11 protein-coding genes are annotated in these 17,830 nt (G+C 39.4%); all 11 read right to left on the bottom strand.

Going from position 1 to position 17,830, the window contains the following annotated elements:
* Positions 1-54 precede the first annotated feature (54 nt).
* The 11 genes from ubiB to FGD67_RS10645 all read right to left on the bottom strand — a co-directional run bounded on the left by ubiB (position 55) and on the right by FGD67_RS10645 (position 17,675).
* On the bottom strand, positions 55-1,620 hold the full coding sequence (gene ubiB / locus FGD67_RS10695) for a ubiquinone biosynthesis regulatory protein kinase UbiB (RefSeq protein WP_257174985.1): 1,566 nt from the start codon (positions 1,618-1,620) through the stop codon (positions 55-57).
* A gap of 9 nt (positions 1,621-1,629) precedes the next feature.
* Positions 1,630-2,271: an SCP2 domain-containing protein gene (locus FGD67_RS10690; RefSeq protein WP_257174984.1), complete on the bottom strand. Its 642-nt coding sequence runs from the start codon at positions 2,269-2,271 to the stop codon at positions 1,630-1,632.
* A 4-nt stretch (positions 2,272-2,275) separates the two neighbouring features.
* A complete protein-coding gene (gene ubiE / locus FGD67_RS10685) occupies positions 2,276-3,064 on the bottom strand; it encodes a bifunctional demethylmenaquinone methyltransferase/2-methoxy-6-polyprenyl-1,4-benzoquinol methylase UbiE (protein ID WP_257175102.1) in 789 nt (262 codons plus the stop codon).
* A 133-nt stretch (positions 3,065-3,197) separates the two neighbouring features.
* Complete coding sequence (gene recG, locus FGD67_RS10680; protein WP_257174983.1) at positions 3,198-5,297, bottom strand: ATP-dependent DNA helicase RecG; 2,100 nt, start codon at positions 5,295-5,297, stop codon at positions 3,198-3,200.
* 45 nt (positions 5,298-5,342) lie between these two features.
* On the bottom strand, positions 5,343-6,053 hold the full coding sequence (trmH, locus tag FGD67_RS10675; RefSeq protein ID WP_257174982.1) for a tRNA (guanosine(18)-2'-O)-methyltransferase TrmH: 711 nt from the start codon (positions 6,051-6,053) through the stop codon (positions 5,343-5,345).
* Between the two features lie 82 nt (positions 6,054-6,135).
* A complete protein-coding gene (locus FGD67_RS10670) occupies positions 6,136-6,525 on the bottom strand; it encodes a RidA family protein (protein ID WP_257174981.1) in 390 nt (129 codons plus the stop codon).
* 18 nt (positions 6,526-6,543) lie between these two features.
* Positions 6,544-8,652, bottom strand: a complete 2,109-nt coding sequence (gene spoT / locus FGD67_RS10665; RefSeq protein ID WP_257174980.1) for a bifunctional GTP diphosphokinase/guanosine-3',5'-bis pyrophosphate 3'-pyrophosphohydrolase — start codon at positions 8,650-8,652, stop codon at positions 6,544-6,546.
* A gap of 211 nt (positions 8,653-8,863) precedes the next feature.
* A complete protein-coding gene (rpoZ, locus tag FGD67_RS10660) occupies positions 8,864-9,139 on the bottom strand; it encodes a DNA-directed RNA polymerase subunit omega (protein WP_257174979.1) in 276 nt (91 codons plus the stop codon).
* Positions 9,140-9,214: 75 nt separating this feature from the next.
* Positions 9,215-9,838 (bottom strand): guanylate kinase, encoded by a 624-nt coding sequence (gmk, locus tag FGD67_RS10655; RefSeq protein WP_257174978.1) that lies wholly within the window; start codon positions 9,836-9,838, stop codon positions 9,215-9,217.
* Between the two features lie 115 nt (positions 9,839-9,953).
* Positions 9,954-10,931 carry a diguanylate cyclase domain-containing protein gene (locus FGD67_RS10650; protein ID WP_257174977.1) on the bottom strand — a complete coding sequence of 326 codons (978 nt, stop codon included), beginning with the start codon at positions 10,929-10,931 and terminating at the stop codon, positions 9,954-9,956.
* A gap of 33 nt (positions 10,932-10,964) precedes the next feature.
* A complete protein-coding gene (locus FGD67_RS10645; protein WP_257174976.1) occupies positions 10,965-17,675 on the bottom strand; it encodes a response regulator in 6,711 nt (2,236 codons plus the stop codon).
* Between the last annotated feature and the right edge of the window lie 155 nt (positions 17,676-17,830).

Raw genomic sequence — 17,830 nt, 5'->3', positions numbered from 1 at the left:
GTCAGGCGCTATAAAATGGCGACTGTGCTTTAGGCAATAAGTTGTTTGGGCTTATTAAGTAAAGCTAATGGTTAAGCAAATTGCGAGTGTTGCAATTACTGCCAATATGGTGACTTTCTTACTGTGATGTTGCTGCTGGCGTTGTAACTGTTTAAGTGTTGATAATTGCAGCCGCTGTGCTTCACGGTTGGTTTTTAAGTAATCGTAAACTAAATCAGGAATTTCTGGCAGTTTTTCATTCCAAAAAGGTAAGTTGTCTTTTACCTTATTAAATACTGCTTTAACACCCATTTGTTCTTTGACCCAGTTTTCTAAAAATGGTTTGGCTGTTTGCCAAAGGTCTAAAGCTGGATAAAGTTGACGTCCCAAACCTTCGATATAGAGTAGCGTTTTTTGTAATAACACTAGCTGTGGCTGTACTTCCATATTAAAACGACGTGCGGTATTGAAAAGGTTAATTAATACCTGACCAAAAGATATTTCAGACAAAGGTTTATTAAAAATAGGCTCGCATACAGTACGAATGGCAAATTCAAATTCATCAACGCTGGTGTCGCTGGGTACCCAACCGGAGTCTACATGCAGTTGTGCTACTTTACGGTAATCGCGATTGAAGAAAGCGACAAAGTTTTCTGCCAAATAACGTTTGTCTTCACGGTTTAAGGTGCCGACAATACCGCAATCAATGGCAATCCAAGTAGGATCTTGCGGATTGGTTGCATCAACAAAAACATTACCGGGATGCATGTCAGCATGAAAAAAGCTATCGCGGAATACTTGGGTGAAAAATACTTCCACGCCTCGTTCAGCTAGTAATTTCATATCGACATTTTTGCTATGTAAAGTATCAATTTCACCGACACCGATACCGTAAATACGCTCCATAACCATAACGTTTTTTGAGCAGTATTCACTATAGACTTCAGGAACGTACAGTACTTTATCGCTATCTCGTCCTTGGCTAAAGTTACGCTTAAGCTGAATAGCATTGCCTGCTTCTCGGTTTAAATCTAATTCTTCTAAGATAGTTTTTTTATATTCAGCAACAACTTCTACTGGCCGCAGTCGTTTGCCATCAGGTAGCCAACGGGCAACAATTTCTGCAAAAAATGACATCACTGTGATGTCGGCTAAAATGGTTTTTTCAATATTGGGACGTAGTACTTTTAATACTACCGCTTGCTCGCCATCTGAGTGCAACATAGTGGCAGTATGTACTTGAGCAATAGAGGCAGATGCTAATGGTGTTTGCTCAAAGTTGATAAAAGTTTCAGCAAAAGTATTAGCACCGATCGCTGTGGAAATAATTTTTTCAGCTTCTTGACCGGAAAATGCTGGCACTTTATCTTGCAGTAAAGTCAGTTCATTAGCGAAGTCATCAGGTAATAAATCTCGACGTGTCGAAAGCATTTGACCAAATTTAACAAATACTGGCCCAAGGGACTCTATCGCTAGGCGAAAACGTTGTGCTTTAGTTTTATCACGATGCTTATTTCTTAGCCAAAATAACGAGCGTCGAGCAATTCTTGCGTACCAAGGCAGATATTTTTCCGGCAAAAGCTCATCAAGCCCAAACTGAAGAAATGTTTTTACTATTTTGTATAAACGTTTACTACTCACCGTAAGGCCTTATGATAGTTTGGGTTGTTGATTGATTAATGTCTCAATACGTTGACTTAAAGCTGAAACCTTTTGCTCTACCTGCTCAACATCAAGGCTAAAATAGGTTATTTCAGCCGTAGTGACGACCAAACGTTTTTCATGTACTAGCCACTCACTGGCATCTGCTTTGATTTGTTTAGCGGTAAAATTTAATTTTTTTAATAATTTTTTACCTAGTTGGCCAAATTTATAGCTAGGAATATCACCAATACGTTTTGCTAACTCACTTTGCCAATCAATATCGAGGGTCTCTGCCACATGAGCAAAGCGCTGGGCTATTTTTAAATCACCTTGAATATCGAGTTTGTCATTTTTGATTAAGTCAGTGAGTTGTTGCTCTGTGTTTAACTCAATTAAGGTACTGATACTCGTAATAATGCAACAATCATTATGCTCATCACTGCTAGTGACATGAATTTTTTCATCGCTAACGGTAAAGCTTAAGGCAAAAGGTAACTCAGCTAGCTTGATCGTTAAGGTTTTCTCAGATAATGATTGTAATGCATGATTACCGTGCAGGTTATATTTCAAAAACTGATTTATAAGCGTTTCGAACACGGCAGTTAATGCTTGAGCAAACATAAATTGTTGGCTGATATCTGGGCGCATAAGATTAAAACTTATAACCTTTATGCAGGGCAACGACACCACCGGTTAAGTTTTTAAAGCTGGTTTGTTCGAAGCCCGCTGCATCCATCATGGTTTTAAGTGTTTCTTGATCAGGGTGCATGCGGATAGATTCAGCTAAATATTGATAGCTGTCACCGTCTTTAGCGACTAATTCACCCATCTTAGGTAAGATATTAAAAGAATAGAAGTCGTAGGCTTTATTGACCAATTGATGCTCTGGTTTAGAAAACTCTAATACTAATAAACGCCCTCCAGGCTTTAATACACGATACATCGAGCGTAATGCCATATCTTTATCAGTCACATTACGTAAACCAAAAGCGATAGTGATTATATCAAAAGTATTATCTTCAAAAGGTAAATACTGTGCATTGGCTTGTACATATTCAATATTTTGTACTAAACCACGATCACGTAACTTATCACGACCAACATTAAGCATTGAGCTATTTATATCAGCTAATATCACTTTACCCTCACGGCCGACCAGTTGTGAGAACTTTGCCGTTAAATCACCCGTGCCGCCTGCTAAATCTAACACTTTGTTACCCGGACGAACGCCGCTGGCATCAATAGTAAAGCGTTTCCATAATCGGTGAATACCAAATGACATCAAATCATTCATGACGTCATATTGTTGAGCAACAGAGTGAAAAACGCTGGCAACTTTCGACTCTTTTTCATTTTTTTCAACAGTTTGAAAGCCAAAGTGGGTGGTGTTCTCGTCACTATTGTCGTTGTTAGTTTGATGATTTTGATCGTGTGCTGACATCATGATTTCGCTATTAACTAAAATTACTGCTAGTTTACCGTATTTTTTGGCAATTATTAACACTTGAGATCAAGCTGGCGAGTATTAACTTATTGTTATTGTGAGGAGCTATGCAAAATTGAATTATTTGCGCTTAGGCATTAGAGTATTTTTCACGATTTGCTAACCAGCGACTGATAAGTGCGTTGGCTTGTTCAGGATATTTTTGCCAGATAAGACGGGCATGTTTTTGCACTTCTGGTATTAAATGAGCATCGCGTTGTAAATCGGCAATTTTTAAGTCAGCCAAACCGGTTTGCTTAGTACCCAGTAGTTCTCCAGGCCCTCTAATTTCGAGATCTTTTTGCGCGATGACAAAGCCATCGTTACTTGCTCTCAGGACATTTAAACGTTTAGTCGCGGTTTTAGTTAAGGGGGCTTTGTACATTAATACACAATGAGATGCGACTGAGCCACGACCGACACGGCCGCGTAATTGATGTAATTGTGCAAGGCCTAAGCGTTCTGGATTTTCAATCACCATCAAACTTGAGTTGGGTACGTCTACACCCACCTCTATCACGGTTGTTGCTACTAATAGCTCGAGTTCGCCGAGTTTAAAGCGTTCCATTACTGCCTGTTTTTCGTCAGCTTTCATACGACCATGTACTAAGCCAATTTTCAGCTCTGGCAATTGCGCTTGTAAATAAACTGCAGTATCTTCAGCGGCTTGGCATTGTAATACTTCTGATTCTTCAATTAGCGTACAAACCCAATAAGCTTGACGGTTATCATTAATGCAACCTTGTCGAATACGCTCAATAACATCATCACGACGAGAATCTGGCAAGGCAATGGTGGTAATCGGCGTACGACCAGGAGGTAATTCATCAATCACTGAGGTATCTAAATCTGCATAAGCTGTCATGGCTAACGTGCGAGGGATAGGTGTCGCGGTCATTATTAGCTGATGGGGATAATGGCCCTGCCAGGCACCTTTTTCGCGTAATGATAAACGTTGATGAACGCCAAACTTGTGTTGTTCATCAATAACAATTAAGGCGAGTTTATTGAATATTACTTGTTCTTGAAATAAGGCATGGGTACCGATCACCATTTGCATATCACCATTAGCGATAACTTCTAATGCTTGTCTTCTCGCTTTTGCTTTGGTTTTTCCAACCAACCAGCCAACAGAAATATTCAGTGGTTCGAACCAGTTTTGAAAATTAATTGCGTGTTGCTCAGCGAGTATTTCAGTTGGTGCCATGAGAGCTACCTGATAGCCTTGACCAATAGCGGTTAAAGCTGCCAAGCCGGCCACCAATGTTTTACCCGAGCCAACGTCACCTTGCACTAAGCGCATCATCGGCATGTGCTTTAATAAGTCGGTACGTATTTCTGCTGTTACTCTGGTTTGCGCACCTGTTGGTGAGAATGGTAGTGATGCTAGAAATTTCTGCTCAAGCTGTTCATCTATGGCTAATGAAACTGCAGGGTGGTGATCACTCGATGCCCGCAACTTCAACATACTGAGGTTATGGGCTAGCAGTTCTTCTTTAATAAGCCGAAGTTGTGCAGGATGTTTACCTTGCTCCATTAATACCACGGAGGTATCTGGAGGCGGCCGATGTATCAGTGCGAGTGCTTCAGCTAAGGCATATTGCTGATGGCTAATTTCAGCGGGCAGCAATTCTTCGACTTGGCCTCGTTGTAGGCGAATTAATGCTTGCTCAGTGAGATTACGTAAAGAAATTTGTCGTAGGCCGTCGGTGGTTGAATAAACCGGTGTTAAGGTTTCTTCGACAGCAGTTAATGGCTGGTCTTGAGCAAGTGCCTTATATTCAGGGTGCACCATTTCAAAGCCACGCACACCGCGATTAATTTCTCCATAACAACGAATATTAAGCCCAACAGCGAGATTGTTTTTTTGGCTAGCAGAGAAGTGAAAAAAACGTAAGTTGATACTGCCGCTACCATCATTAATGGTCACTAGTAACATTCTACGCTTGCCTTGGATTATCTGACTTTGTGTTACTTCGCCAATGATATTGGTATAAATACCGGGCATAAGATCGCGAACAGCCGTGACACGTGTGCGATCTTCGTAGCGTAGCGGTAAATGAAATAATAAATCTTGCAGAGATACTAAACCAATTTTTTCCAACTTACCGGCCATACCTGGTCCAACGCCTTTCAACGAGGTAACGGGAATTTTAGCTAAATTAGTTAATGCTTCCACTTGACGAGACACGCAGAATTCCTTGCTGTAAGTTGATTTATACCACGAGGGTATTATTTACTCGTCGTCAATATTCTGCCAAGCATCTTGGGTCATTTGCATTTGTTGCCACCATTGCTCAGAGGCAACAATTTGACCTGCTTCATCAATTTCTGGATAAGGTAGTCCCTTACGCTGACAAGCTTTGGCAAAAATAGGGTGGCCACCTTCAAATAATATACGTTGACGACGGGCATGACTTATTCGGGCTTGTTGGTATAAACCTGCCGCTTGGCGCTGGCGTTGAGCTTCATACAATACTACAGAACAAGCGACAGAAACATTTAATGACTGCACCATGCCTACCATGGGAATAACGATATCTTGGTCGGCCATTTCCAGTGCTTTTTCAGAGGCGCCAAACTTTTCTTGGCCAAGAATAATCGCGGTTGGCTTGGTATAATCAATTTCACGAAAATCGACGGCAGTATCAGATAAATTAGTTACCAGCACTTGCATGCCTTGTTGCTTTAATTCGTCGATGGCGTCTTCGGTCTTACTGTAATCATGAACATCTATCCAATTTTGACTACCTGCAGCACTACCACCGGAAAGGCGCATGGTTTCATTTTTCCATACTGCATGTACGTCACTCACACCCACAGCATCAGCGGTACGAACTACGGCGGCTAAATTATGGGTTTTGTGTACACCCTCCATACATACGGTTAAATCAGGTTGGCGTTGATCTAACATACTGTTAATTCGTTGTAGTCTATCCGGTGTCATATACTGGTTCTAAAGTTAGTTAAATATTGGCAAGCCTTTTTGTTTCTGGCCTACCGGAAAATTTGTAGCTATGTAGAGTGTGTTAGCTATAGTTTGGCAATTCCATAATACCGTCAATTTCAATCGCAACATCTTTCGGCAAACGGGCTACTTGCACTGCCGCTCTTGCAGGGTATGGTTGTTGAAAATATTGACTCATGATTTCGTTAACGATAGCGAAGTTAGCCAGATCTTGTAAAAATATATTCACTTTTACCATATCATTAATATTACCACCGGCTGCTTCACAAACCGCGACAAGGTTTTTAAATACCTGTTGAGCTTGTTCGGTAAAATCTTCAGAAACAATTTCCATGGTTGTTGGTACTAGTGGTATTTGGCCTGATAAATAAACAGTATTATTTACTTTTACGGCTTGGCTATAAGTGCCAATGGCACTTGGTGCATGTTCTGTACTAATAATGGTTTTCATATTTTTTCCTAAGCAATACTATTTGTTACGTACAACGCGTTGAACGTCACCCATAACTTTAATTTTTCGGATGATATCGGCAAGATGAACCCTGTTTCGACAGGTAATTTCCATATCAATGAGGTAAAGGCCAGATTCTTTTTCACCAGAATTGAGTGAGTGTACATTTGAGCCACAACGAGCAACCACATTGGTTAGTGCTGCTAGTGCGCCCTTGTGATTGAGAATATCGATACGTAACTTGGCAATAAAGTCCCGATCAATATCGGTATCCCATCTAACAGGGAATAGACTACCTTGCTCATGGCCTTTATTATTTCGACAACCATGTTGATGTACCATTAAGCCCTTACCTGGGCTTAAATAAGCAAGAATAGAGTCACCAGGAATAGGTCGGCAACACTTACCATAGCTAACCATCATGCCTTCTGTGCCTTTAATCGGCATTTTGCCTTTGGTTGAGGTTGGTTGCAGATCTGATTCTTCGGTAAATTCGTCTTTTAAGCGTTTAGCGATACCGATACTTAAAGCATTGCCGAGACCAATATTAATTAACAGCTCTTCAATGGTTTTGTTGCCGGTATCTTTGACTACTTGAGTCAGTTTTTCTTGCGCTATATCTTCTAGCTTAGTGGTACCTAACGCATGGCTGAGTAAACGTCTGCCTAGAGCAAGTGACTCGGTTTGTTCTTGTGAGCGCAAATAAGTACGAATTTGCAAGCGTGCTTTTGATGTGACAACAAAATTAAGCCAAGTGGCGTTAGGTCGAGCGGCGGTTGAAGTGATGACTTCAATAGTTTGGCCGGAATCTAGCGGCTGGCTTAATGGAAAAGGTTTACGATCGACTTTTACGCCCACGCAAGAGTTACCCACATCGGTATGCACAGCGTAAGCAAAATCGACAGCCGTTGCGCCCATAGGAAGTTCAATAATGCGACCATCGGGGGTGAAAACATAAATTTCTTCGGGAAAAAGATCTGATTTTACATTTTCAATAAATTCAAAAGAACTACCGGCACTTTGTTGTAATTCTAATAAACTTTGCATCCAGCGGCGTGCTTTCATTTGTGCTGTGGTGCCAGTGTCTTCACCGTCTTGTTTATATAGCCAGTGTGCCGCGACGCCTTTATCCGCCATTTGATCCATATCGTGGGTACGAATTTGAATTTCAACAGGAATACCGTGCGGACCAATTAACGAAGTGTGTAGCGATTGATAGCCATTAGTTTTTGGGATAGCAATATAGTCTTTAAAGCGTGATTCAATCGGTTTAAACAAGTTATGAGCGGCGCCTAAAGCACGATAACAGTCATCTATTTTATCACCAACGATGATTCTAAAGGCGTAAATGTCCATGACTTCATTGAACATGAGTTCTTTGTTTTGCATTTTACGATAGATAGAGTAAAGGTGCTTTTCTCGACCAATAACTTGTGCCTTAATACCACTTTCAGCTAAGCGTCGGGTGACTTCTTCTTGAATATTATTGATAATTTCTTTACGGTTGCCACGGGCTTGTTTAACCGCCGACTTTAATGCTCTAGAGCGCATAGGGTATAGCGCTTCAAAGCCTAATACTTCCAGTTCATTTTTGACATCATGAATACCGAGACGATTAGCAATTGGGGCATAGATATCTAGTGTTTCACGGGCTATGCGTCGGCGCTTATCGGGACGTAAAGACTCTAACGTGCGCATATTGTGAGTACGATCGGCAAGTTTGATTAAAATAACGCGAATGTCTTGTACCATGGCCAAGACCATTTTACGAAAGTTTTCCGCTTGCATTTCTTCTTTATTATCAAATTTTAACTTGTCGAGTTTACTGACACCTTCAACTAACTCAGCCACGGTATGACCGAAAAGTTCAGCGAGTTCATCTTTTGTAGTTTTTGTGTCTTCGATTACATCATGCAGCAAGGCGGCCATTAAGGTTTCATGATCTAAATGCATTTTGGCAAGATTAAGTGCCACCGCAACCGGATGGGTAATATATGGCTCACCGCTGGAACGCATTTGGCCATCGTGTGCTTCGCGCGCGACGATATAAGCCTGCTTCAATAGGTCAATTTGTACTTTTGACAAATAACTTGATACGTGTTCTTTTAGTGGTTCAAAAAGGTACACCCAGAAATTCCTTAATGATGATAGTGATTCAGAGTTTAACGATAAGATTAGAATACGATTATTTTGCCGCTATGCCAATGTTTAAGCGCACTAGAATGGAGCTTTTGTCACAAATTTGTTAAAAAATCTACGGAAAATAAAAAACGCGTAAACTACAAAGTCGTAATTTACGCGTTTTCAATGTTGCAACTAACGTTAAACGTTAGTGAAATTATTGATTACCACCAACAATTGCCGCAACAGCTGCTAATTCAGCAGAGTCTTGTTGTACTTGCTCATGACGCTCAGAATTGTCCATTACTTCAGTAGTAATAAGACCGGCTTCGATTTCACGCAAAGCAATTACTGTTGGTTTGTCATTTTCAGGTTCAACCAATGGATCTTTTCCGCCCGTAGCAATTTGACGAGCACGACGAGATGCAATTAACACCAAGTCAAAACGATTACCGACTTTTTCTACGGCATCTTCAACAGTTACGCGAGCCATTTGGTCACTCCAACAATTAAAATTTATAAAATAGTGGCGTAGTTTACTTGATCCACTGGTTGTTAAGCAAGCGCTCTACGTTAATAATTCTGCAAATAACTGTTGATGCTGACATGCTTGTTGGCTGCGTTTTAAACGTTGGTTATTTACTATGGTGGTTAAATCGCTTAATGCTTGGTCAAAGTCATCATTGATGATGATGTAATCAAATTCTTGATAATGCGAACATTCTGCTTGAGCTTGTGCCATTCTAGCTTGGATAACCTCTTCACTGTCTTGACCTCGACCACGTAGTCGATTTTCTAATTCTTGCTTCGACGGTGGGCTAATAAAGATGGTGGTTACTTCCGGCTTTTTCATTCTAACTTGCTGGGCGCCTTGCCAGTCAATATCAAGGAAAACATCAATACCCTGAGCAAGTTGCAAGTCTATTGCGACTTCACTAGTACCATAAAAATTACCAAAGACCTCCGCATACTCGTAGAAATGTTTGTCAGTAATGGCGTGTTTGAATTGTTCTTTGGTGACAAAGTGATAGTGTTGACCATCTATTTCACCGGGACGAGGGGCACGAGTTGTGTGGGAAACAGAAACCTGCATGGCTCTCGGGGATGTTTGTTTAAGTAAAGCCGAAATTAAGCTCGATTTACCTGCGCCACTTGGGGCAGATAGAATGAAAAGATTGCCTTTCGTTGTCACAATTTATCCTCTGTAGCTGATTAATGGTCATCAGTATTAATGGCGCGCACTATACTTAATATTTTCAGCTTTTCCCATTATTTTTCGGTAAAAGTAGCGTTAAACTTAAGCTTGATTAGGAAATGCCAACAGAAATTGGCAGATTGTCTTGATTAAGTTCAAGCAGGCTAACGGCATTGCGGCTGCCTTTTTTGATTAAATATAACCTTTCATCCGCTTGCTGCATAATTTGCTCGAGAGAGGTGTTTTTATTTGGCGTGACCAGTACTGCGCCAATACTGACCGAGACATAGCAGCTATTAGCAACCGCGCGATGCGGGATCGTAAGCTGAGTGACGCTGTCTAGACAAGAGGATAGTACGATTGATGCGGGAATATTATTTGCCATTGGAAAGTAAAAATAGAATTCTTCACCGCCACAACGAAAAATTTCACCATTATAACCATATAGGGCTCTTCTAAGGGTATTTGCTATTTTACGTAAGACGACATCACCTTGCTGATGGCCGTAATGATCATTGTACTTTTTAAAGTGATCAACGTCGATAATGCCATATACCATTGGATTTTTAGTTGTATTAGCTGATGTCCAACAATCAATGCTGTCTTGTTGCCATTTTCGTCGATTAGGTACTTCCGTAAGACTGTCGAATAAGGCAAACCTTTCTAATAAATTGCGCTGGCGAATAATTTCTAAATGCGTATTCACTCGCGCACGAACAATACTGTAATTAAAAGGTTTTTGAATATAATCACAAGCCCCCATCATTAAACCTTTCTCTTCATCTTCAACGTCTTGTAAACCGGTAATGAAAATCACTGGTATACTGGATAGTTTTGGGTGTTTTTTTAATTTTTCCATCAGCTCGAAGCCATTTTCTTCGGGCATTAAGATATCAAGCAAAATAATATCGGGCTCTTCTTGCAAGGCGTGCTGAAAACCTTGTTTAGCACTTTTACAAGCCACTACGTTGTAGTGGTCTTTAAAGATTGACGCTAACACTTTTAAGTTGACGCTTTCATCATCAATACACAAGATAGTATAATTTTTTTCACTAGCTCTACGGTGCTCTTCCTTATTGAACAGTTGCATTAGTAACTACCTCTATAGCAGCTTTGCTGATGATTAATTGGCATCAGTAATTTTTTCTTCTAAGATGAGTAATGCCACCAAGGCATCATCAAAATCGAAATCGTTGACTTGCTTTTGAATGGCAATAATTTGCTGATGGTACGGTGTTTCATAAGCTATTTTCATTAATTCATTCATAACATCTTCTGCTTGAATATTAGCTGACATTAAGCAAGGTTTTAACTTTTCTATGATTTTTTTTGCCTTATCCGTATCAAATTTTTGGTGGCTATTCGCTAATGGCATCGGATGATAAATACGGTTTAATTGCGCAACAATAAAGTCTAAATGTGTGGTTACTTCGTTGAGTTTTAATTCAACATGCAAACCTTGATGGTGTATTTCGTTTTCCAGCGCATTAGCCGAAGTTGCTAACTCAAAGGCACCAATATATTGCGCCGTGGATTTTAGTGAATGGGCACTGCGATATAATGATTCAGTTTGGCCTGTTTTATAATTTTGCGTCATTTCTTGTGACAGCGTTTGATATTTTAGCCAAAAATCATGAATGAGTTCAGTATAAAGCCCTTCTTTACCTTGGATCCTCTTGATCGCTTCATCAACGGCTAACCCCGTTTCTTGGCGTAATCTGGCCAAACTTTGTTCTCTTACACTTGATTGCAGTGGTTTAGATGATTGCAGTGGTTTAGATGACTGCGGGTTTGATAATAGGCTTTTTTTATCCAAATACTGAGTTAATGTTTTGTAGAGCAATTCAGGTTCAATGGGCTTAGTTAAGTGTTGATTCATACCGGCGATAACACTCTTCTCTATATCGCCTTCCATGGCGTGTGCGGTCATGGCAATAATCGGTAAATCTTGCAATTTTAAGGTTTGGCGGATTTCTTTAGTGGCGGTTAAGCCATCCATTTCGGGCATTTGAATGTCCATTAACACTAAATCAAACGCTTGTGTTGATATTTTTTCTAAAGCAATTAAACCATTTTCAGCATATTCAACCTTGATTTTTGTATCGGCTAAAAACTCTTTTGCCACTTGTTGGTTGATCATGTTGTCTTCAACTAATAAGACTTTGTAGGCGCTTAAATTTGGGATAGTAAGTACTGATTTGCTGTTTTCCACGCTAACTCTTTTACTTTTTTTACTTAACAGTTCAATGATTGTATCAACTAATACTGACTGGTTAACTGGCTTTTCAAGGAACTCATCAATACCAGCATTAATCGCCAATGTTTTAGCCTCATCTTTATCGTAAGCCGAGACCATTAATATGTGTGGGTGTTTATCTTTTGCTTGTGCTTGAATTTGTCTGGCGGCTTCAATACCATCCATTTTCGGCATTTTCCAATCCATCAATACGATATCATAAGGACGGCCATTTTTTTCTGCAGACAATACCGCGGCTAATGCTTGTTCGCCATTTTCTACGCCATCAGCAGAAATTTCGATATAAGCTAATGCTTCAATTAACACTTTCCTTGCAATATCAATATCATCAGCAACTAAAACTTTTAAATCGGTGAGCATTTGACGATTGACCGTCGGCATTATTGCAAGTTCTTGTTCAGCATGTTCAAAGTTGGCGGTAAAGCTAAAAACTGAGCCAGTGTTTAGTTCACTGCTTAACGATATCTGCCCTCCCATCAGTTCGGTTAATTGTTTGCTAATGGCTAAGCCTAAGCCGGTGCCACCGTATTTACGCGTAACAGAATCATCAGCTTGAGTAAAGGATTGGAAGAGTCCTTGTTGTTGCTCCTGACTCATGCCTATGCCCGTGTCGTGTATGGAGAATTTTAAGCAACTCTTTTGAGCACTCTCGCTGTGTTTTATAATGCACACGCGAATTGCACCTGACTGGGTAAATTTTACTGCGTTATTGGCTAAATTGATAAGCACTTGCTGCAAGCGTAGGGGGTCGCCAATTAATATTTTAGGTACTTCTGGAGCGATATCAATAACAAATTCTAAACCTTTTTCATGTACTTTAAAGGCACAAACATTCACCACACGTTGCAGAATCTCATCTAATGAAAACTGAATTTTTTCTAGGGTCAGCTTCTGCGCTTCAATTTTTGAAAAATCTAAAATATCGTTGATTAAGCCGAGCAATGATTTAGATGAGTCTTGTATTTTTTCTAAATAATCTTGTTGTGTTTCAGACAATTTTGTACGTAAAGCGAGTTGGCTTAAGCCAATAACAGCATTCATAGGGGTTCTGATCTCATGGCTCATATTGGCTAAGAAATTAGATTTTGCTTGGTTTGCTTGTTCGGCTTTAATTTTTTCTGCCGCTAACTCTTTAGTGCGTTCATGGATTTGATTTTCAAGATTACGGCTATAACTAACTACCTGCTGATACAGCTTGGCATTATCAAATGAAATGGCTGTTTGATCAGCAAGTAATTGTAAAACGTTAACACGTTCAGTACTAAAGGCACCTTCAATGTCATAATGTTCAAGATAAACAATGCCTTGTAAGTTTCCTTTAATAATGCTTGGCACACAGATAATTGACTTTGGCTGATGTTCGGCAAAGTAAGGATCAGAAATAAATTGCTCTTGAATACTGGTTTTAGTCAACACTTGTGCTTTTAAAGTGCGAGAAACAAAATTAATGATCGAGTAAGGTAGCTGTTGTGAAGCATTGCTAATACCATCACGTGATAAGGCGATTTCAGTATTTAAGATACCGTCACTTTGTAACAATAAGGCACCATTTTGTGCACCAGCATTTTCAATGATAATGACCATCATCCGATGGAGAAATGCTGTTAAGTCAACTTTGCCACTTAAGGTTTCAGAGGCTTTTAATACCGAAGCAAGATCAAGCACTTGAGCATTATTATTGTGTTGCTGATAACTCGGTATTTTATTACTGTGATGACGTGGTATTACTAGAAGTGATTGACGTAATTGCAGCAGCTGTTGTGCTTTATGATTAGCGCCCCATATTTGGTAGTCATTACAGGCTTGCTGATAATAATCTCTTGCTAATGACTTCTTATTGGCAGCTAACCAGTAATTGCCCGCAAGTTCATTGGCAAGTGCGACATGATGATTTGCCGAATGTTGTTTAGCAAGTGTAATGGCTTGATCATAGCTTTGCCATGCCGCACTGTCTTGTGATAAAAATTGTAGTTCTGCACGAATCAATTCTGCTTTATGCTGATAATTTTCCGGTGCACTAAGTGCCCATTGTTTAATTAAATTAAGGCTAATGTTTATTTCTGCTATGTTTTCATCATTATTTTGTTGCTCAGATATTTGCTGGCGAGCGTATTGAGTACGGATAAGTGCAGCATAAAAATGAAATTCACCAAAGTGATACAAAGACACTACTGAGTTTTGGTAAGGCTGCGCCAATTTGACTTGTGCATAGGCTTGGGCAATATCATTAAATAAATAGGCTTGTATCATACGGGCTAAATGATAGGCAAATAGCGTGGTGGCATTTTCGCTTTCAATAAGTATCGGCAGTTGTACCGCTTCGTTAAAATATTGCCCTTGTAAATTATTTATCTCGGTATTGTCAGTTTGCAAGTTTTTGACTAACTGTTGCCATATTTGCATGATCACCAATTGGTAATGCTGTTTCTTATTTTTCATGGCATCTGCATGGCGTGCAAATACTGTCTGACATGCTTTAAGGCCTTCACCGCTAAACAAGCTATGCATGCTTTGAAATAGTGCGGAGTGAAAAGCGTATTCAATACTGCTGCACTCAATACCATGATAAAAATTTTCTTCCAATGGTTTTAATGTACTATTAAGGGGGGCGGTCCAATGGGCAATTGAAACATTACGGGTGAATTCTACTTCAACATGAATAGCGTCAGACGGATAAAGCTGATTAACCTTAGTTGCCAACGCGGCAAAAGCTAAACCTTCTTCAAAGCGACTAAAGGCACCACATAATAACAAACCATGAGTAACAAACACTTTTGCACTGAGTGCCGATAGCCCGCCGATTAAACATAATTCTAGTGAGCTATAAGCAATACGCATATACTCTACAGGACTTAACAAATAAGCAGGTGTTTGGATGGCATTAAGAATATCTAGCGCTAATAATTGACGGTCATCGGTCATGGCAGGTAAGTTTGCCAACTCAGCAATGTTATCTCGTTGATAGTATTGCTCTATTGTTAAGTAATTAAGTGCTTCAGAGGTTTGAGGCAGTGTAATAGTGATAGCTTGTAATGTCGCAATACCTAAATCAAAAGCTTTTTGCATGTCATTTTGTGCAATCAGTGATAATACTTGAATTTTAGTAAAATTAGCTTGATCAATAATATCGCTAATAAGCGCGCTATGCTGTTGAAAATGTAAATTTCCTTGCTGATAGTCTTGAGTTAAATACAATACATTTGCTTTACCTAAGGCAATACTCAGACTTAGCTCATATTCCCGTTGCCAATGTTGCCAGTCTAAATATTGTTCTGCCTGTTCAAAGTAATACAGAGCACTATTATAATCATTGTTATCTAACGCTTTTTGGCCGGCGACATTATTAAAATGTGCTAATAATTTTTGATTATCTTGCTCAATATACAAAGACGAAGCTAAGTTTAAGTGTTCGATGTAATCGAAAATATTATCATCAGTGTATGAATTTTTGTTCGATGTTGAGTTTATACCTGACAGGTAATATTGTGCTACTTTGTAATGAATAAGCGACTTTGGCACGGGATTAGTCAACAAATAAGCCGCTTGTTGTATTTTGTCATGTGAAAACTTAATTTGTTCTAATGTATCTATGTGCAGGTTTTGTGAATAGGCGATCAATAAACCGTCAGCGATTAAGGGCCGTAACTCCCGTTCAATCTCTTTATTTGTTAAGCCGACAACGTGGGTTAATAAATCAATAGCGATTACGCTACCAATACAGGCTGCGTGATGTAATATATTTTGTCCCAATGTTGAAACATGGGTTAACCGTAGTGCCATTAATTCAATAACATTGTCTGTTGCTGTCAGTCTATGTGTTAATTGCTCATCCCAGTGCCACTGATTTATTTCATTTTTAGTTAAGATGCCTTGCTCATTTAAAGATTTTATAAATTCTTTAATAAAAAAGGGATTACCTGCAGTTTTGTTGATGATGATATCAATCAGAGGCTGAATTTCTTCAAGCGTTAATGATAATGATGCGGCAATAAATTGTCCTGTTGCTGCCGGATCTAGTGGTAATAAATTAATTTGACTATTAAAGCTTGTGGTTTGTTTTATCTCATCTAAAAATTGATTTAATGGATGTGTAGCACTGACTTCATTATCGCGATAAGCCACTATCAGTAATAAGTTGCGGCTATGATTACTTTCAACTAAATGTTGTAATAACTGAATAGTGGCGACATCAGCCCATTGCATATCATCGATAAAAATCGACACAATTTTATTTTGCTGACCTAGAGCTTCCAAAAAATGGCTGAGTGTTAAATTAAAGCGATGGCGAGCTTCTTCTGGTGGTAATTCTGACGGTATCGGTTGCATGCCAATGATCAGAGCCAACTCTGGCACAAGCTCTATTAGTAACTGTCCGTTATTTTGTAGTGCTGTTTGAAAAACCTTTTTCCAGTGGTCCAGACTCTCTTCACTCTCTCCCAAAAGCTGCTCGACAAGATCGGTAATAGCTTGAATTAAGGCAAAATAAGCGGTAGTTTTTTTATATTGCTCGTATTTACCAGAAATAAAATAGCCTTGTTTTTCAATGATCGGCCGGTGTAATTCTTTAATAAGGCGTGATTTTCCGACACCTGAATAGCCGCTGATCACACAGATTTGACTGTGCTTTTTTTGCTCAACGTGATGAAAGGCTTGTAGTAAAATATCTTGTTCTTCGCTGCGGCCAAAAATAGCAGCAGAGAAAGTCAGTTTATTGCTAAAGTCATTTTTTCCTAATGTAAATAGCGGAATATTGTTGAGTTTTTTCAGATCTGTTGCACATCGAACAAAGTCTGCTTTTAGCCCTAGAGCGCTTTGATAGCGCTGATGGGGCTCTTTTTCTAGCAAATGTGCCAGTATGTTGGCAACTGCTGCAGGTATGTCAGTGTTATATGCGCTTGCGAGTTTCGGCTTTTTGGCAATATGAGCATGAACCAGTTCCATGTCATCGGCATAAATAAAGGGCAAACGACCGGAAAATAGCTTGAATAAGCAGGCACCGATAGAATAAAGATCAGAATATACTTCAACAGCACGGTTTATTCGTCCGCTAGCTTCTGGAGACAGCGTAGTTAAATATTGTCGATCAACGCTGGTATTTGCAGCCTTTTTGTAGAGTACATAAATTTTTGTCGCAAAACTTAAGTCATATATTCGTGGCTGGAAATTTTCATCAAGATAAATATTATCAGGGCAAATATTGTTAACAATAAAGCCTAGCTGATGCAATTGTGCATAAAATTGACAAATATTAATGGCAATTTCTAGTTTGTTCTCTAACGAAAGCGAGGATAGGGAAAGTTCGGCTAACGATTGAGTTTGTTGGGAATAAGGAAATAGCGCGTAACAATATTGCTGTTCGTCAAAGTATTCAATCGGGGTAATTAGCTGCTCGATTGGTAGTTTGCTTTGTAAGGCTAAAAATTTTTTAAAGCGAGTAAGCGACTGATTGTTTTTGTTTTTTTTAAGTCGTTTAACTAAGAAGTTTTCTTCTTGAGCATTTTTCACAATAAATAATTGTATTGAGCTGGAAATTTCTTGCTGCGCCTTAACGAAGGTATATCCTTGAAAATGTAACATTTATATTACTTCAACCTTTATATTCAAATGCTATTGATTCGAGATAAATCCAATACGAGCTTTATCGGGTATTTGATTTCTAACTCATCTCAATTCGGGACAATGAATGTTGTATGACAAATTGTAGACATTAATGCACGAGCGAAACGGTGTTG

This window comes from Colwellia sp. M166, from assembly GCF_024585285.1.
GTDB lineage: Bacteria > Pseudomonadota > Gammaproteobacteria > Enterobacterales > Alteromonadaceae > Cognaticolwellia.
This window is presented reverse-complemented; position numbering and strand designations above follow the sequence as displayed.